At 67.7% G+C, this 944-nt stretch carries 1 protein-coding gene; it reads left to right on the forward strand.

Annotated features, from left to right (window positions below; genetic code table 11):
• The first annotated feature begins 49 nt into the window (after positions 1-49).
• Positions 50-944 (forward strand): IS5 family transposase gene (locus GJQ66_RS12100; protein WP_368732937.1). Its coding sequence is split into 2 segments (ribosomal slippage): positions 50-400 and positions 402-944, totalling 894 coding nucleotides; the frame shifts between segments, so codons are not numbered across the junction.

The raw sequence follows: 944 nt of genomic DNA on the forward strand, positions 1-944 counted from the left end.
TAGGGCGTGTCTGACAAATAGTTCGGTGGCGTGCTGGGAGGCTGTGGTCGTGTCGCGGTTTCAGATGCTCTCGGATGCCCAGTGGTCGTTGATCGAGGAGATGCTGCCCCGTCCCACGGGGCGTAAGGGGCGGCCGTTCTCCGACGCCAGGCTGATGGTCGAGGGCATCATCTACCGGTATCGGTGCGGGATCGCGTGGCGAGATCTGCCGGAGGTGTTCGGGCCGTGGCAGACGGTGTGGACCTGGCATCACCGCATGGCCGTCGAGGGAACCTGGGACAAGGTGCTGGCCACGCTCACCGCCGCCGCGGACGAGGCGGGACTGGTGGACTGGTCGCTGTCGGTGGACTCCACGATCGCCCGCGCGCACCAGCACGCGACGAACACGAAGCGCCTCACAGGGGGCTGGATCGAATTACACGAATCTTCGCGTCGAGCCGCTTGATCACGCGGTCGGCCGCTCCAGGGGTGGCCTGTCGACGAAGATCCATCAGCTCGTCGACGGCAACGGGCTGCCGCTGGTTGCGCTGCTGACTGCAGGGCAGGCCGGCGACTCGCCGATGTTCCTGCCGCTGATGGGACAGCTGCGCGTGGTCCGTCCGGTCGGTCGGCCCCGCACTCGCCCGGACGCGATCCGGGGCGATAAGGCGTACTCGTCCCGCGCGATCCGCGGGCACCTGCGCGCCCGCGGGATCAAGGCCGTGATCCCCGAGCCGTCCGATCAGCAAGGGCATCGCAAGCGCCGCGGGTCACGAGGCGGCCGCCCCGTCGGGCTCGATGCGGCCGACTACAAAGGCCGCAACGTCATCGAACGCCGCTACTGCCACATCAAGCAATGGCGAGGACTCGCCACCCGCTACGACAAACTCGCCGTCGTTTACCGCGCCGCCGTCATCCTCAACGCCGTCATCGCCTGGACCCGGCAATTGTCAGACACACCCTAG

The sequence above is a fragment of the Microbacterium sp. ZXX196 genome, from assembly GCF_009709595.1.
In the GTDB taxonomy this organism is placed as follows: domain Bacteria; phylum Actinomycetota; class Actinomycetes; order Actinomycetales; family Microbacteriaceae; genus Microbacterium; species Microbacterium excoecariae.